At 36.0% G+C, this 1,517-nt stretch carries 1 protein-coding gene; it reads left to right on the top strand.

Annotation, left to right across the window (positions count from 1 at the left end; translation table 11 throughout):
* Window positions 1-394: 394 nt before the first annotated feature.
* Window positions 395-1,384 (top strand): LacI family DNA-binding transcriptional regulator, encoded by a 990-nt coding sequence (locus V7083_RS23615; protein ID WP_335482653.1) that lies wholly within the window; start codon window positions 395-397, stop codon window positions 1,382-1,384.
* The last annotated feature ends 133 nt before the right edge of the window (window positions 1,385-1,517 follow it).

The following is a 1,517-nucleotide window of genomic DNA, read 5'->3' as shown; positions in this document are numbered from 1 at the left end:
GAGAGACCCCGCAGGCGCAAGCGCCGAGGAGGCTCGCCGAAACGCCCACGGAAAGCGAAGCACCTGGAGCGCAAATCAACAGCCAAGTTTAACAGAGCCTTTTAGTTAAAAATTGAAGATATAATAATTTTTTTGGTTATTAACTATAGTGGGCTTTATTTTTATAAAGTCTTTGAAACGATCTTCCACAATCGGGAGCTTTTATGGAGTAAAGAAAAAGAACCCAATTTCTCTATTTTAATTCAGAGAAATTGGGCTTTTTAGTATTAAAATTGCTTCTATCATGATGGTTAACAAAACTACTGTCTGATAATGATTTTCTTATTGGGCAAGAGATAATAATGAATGGGCATTCAATAGTGATATAATAAGTTAAAAAGTAGGTGTTTAGTTAATGGTTACAATTAAAGATGTGGCAGAAAAAGCTGGTGTTTCTGTTCAAACAGTTTCGCGAGTACTGAATAACAGAGGCTATATCAGTCAATCTACGAGAGAAAAGGTACACCTAGCTATGGAAGAACTAAATTATCAGCCTAACGAGCTCGCTCGTTCTTTGTTTAGAAAAAAGTCAAATATGATCGGTTTAATAGTTCCTAAAATTTCACATCCTTTTTTTAGCGAGCTAGCTTATTTTCTTGAGTATTTTGCCTATCAAAAAGGGTATAAATTACTGTTGTGTAATTCAAACCATGATAAATCGAAAGAAAGCAGTTATCTTGAATTATTAAAGAAAAACCAGGTCGATGGTATTATTATGGGCAGCCATAGTTTGGATGTAGATGAATATATTAACCTACAATTGCCAATTATATCATTTGATCGGATTTTAGCAGAAAAAATTCCATATGTTGCCTCCGATAATACCATGGGAGGAAAACTAGCATCACAATTATTAATCAAGAAAAATTGCAGAAAGCTGGCTTATGTTTATGGTGGTCTTGGAGGACCGCATCACAATGCGTTGCTGGCAGGTGGTAGACTTCAAGGCTTCAAGGAAGAAATAAAAAACACTGGGATAGAATTTACTACTTTGAAACTAGATGATTCGGACTCAAACCTAGATAACAATGTAGATAAGATTGTTCGGTTCCTTCAAAAGTATCCGGATATAGATGGTGTATTTACGAGCAGTGATGTAATTGCTGCCGAGGTTATTCAAGCCTGTCATCAATTAAAAAAGGCAATTCCGGAAGAAATTAAAATCATAGGATATGATGATATTGGGATCGCAACATTAATGTGGCCGCGTTTAACAACCATTAGTCAACCAATTGAGAAATTGGGTGAGCTAACAATTGATTTGATTGCAAGACAGATCGAAGGTGAAGAGGTACCACTTGAAAATATTCTACCAGTCTCTGCTATTGAAAGAGAAACAACTTAGGATCTCTTGTAGAAAAAGAAAATGCATATTGTTATAAGTGCACATGCAAAATCCTCTTAAACCGTTATCCATTACTTTAAGAAACTACTGAATTTGTCAATCAGTAGTTTCTTTCGTGTGCGCCCGGCATGGG

This window comes from Bacillus sp. JJ1764, from assembly GCF_036962145.1.
Classification (GTDB): Bacteria; Bacillota; Bacilli; order Bacillales; family Cytobacillaceae; genus Neobacillus.
The sequence above is the reverse complement of the archived record's forward strand: the minus strand, read 5'-3'. Positions and strand labels throughout refer to the sequence as shown.